Source organism: Methylobacterium sp. E-045 (assembly GCF_022829685.1).
Classification (GTDB): domain Bacteria; phylum Pseudomonadota; class Alphaproteobacteria; order Rhizobiales; family Beijerinckiaceae; genus Methylobacterium.
Genome location: NZ_JAKSYE010000100.1, coordinates 1 through 722, shown reverse-complemented (window position 1 = coordinate 722; position 722 = coordinate 1). Strand labels below are relative to the sequence as shown.

1 protein-coding gene is annotated in these 722 nt (G+C 69.1%); it reads left to right on the top strand.

From position 1 onward, the window contains the following. Positions 1–495 (top strand): glycoside hydrolase family 19 protein (locus MKK51_RS20155; RefSeq protein ID WP_279601244.1); only part of this gene is annotated, 495 nt, incomplete at its 5' end. Between the last annotated feature and the right edge of the window lie 227 nt (positions 496–722).

Genomic DNA, 722 nt, shown 5'->3' with positions numbered 1-722 from the left:
TTCGCGACCTCGGACGCGGCCGCTCGCAAGGCGGTGGCCAGCCTCTTCGCCAAGGGGAAGATCAGTCGGAACTATGCCCTGCCGAACGCGAGGGGCCTGTCGTTCTACGGACGCGGCGACGTCCAGCTCACCTTCGAGGCGAACTATGTCGCGATGGGCAAGCTGCTCGGCGTCGACCTCGCCGGGAATCCCGATCTCGCGCTCGACCCCGCCACCTCGGCGTGGATCCTCATCGAGGGCGTGACGCGTGGCGTGTCGATCAAGGGCGACTTCACCGGCAAGGCGCTCGAAGACTACATCGCCGGCGACCGCTGCGATTATGTCGGCGCCCGTCGCACCGTGAACGGCACGGATAAGGCCTCGCTGATCGCGGGCTATGCTGCGCGCTTCGAGGCCGCCCTCGTCGCAGGCGGAATGCCGCTGACCGCCGCCCGCCTGCCGGGCGCTCTTGGTGCGCCAGCGATTGTCACGAGCGACAAGCCCGCGCCGGTGTAATCCACCAAACCGCCGGTTCGTGACAATCCGCCCCCTGAGCCGGCTCCCGCCCCGCTCGGCTTCTGGGCCCGGCTACACGCCGCCCTCTAGCGAAAGGCCGCCTGATGCCCCGTAGCCTCTTCCGCACGCGCGTCCGCGCCTGGCTGTACTCGCTGAAGGGCTGGCGCACCTATCTCGTCGCCTTCGTCCTGGCCCTGCCTGAGATCCTGGAAGGCCTCGGCGCCGTG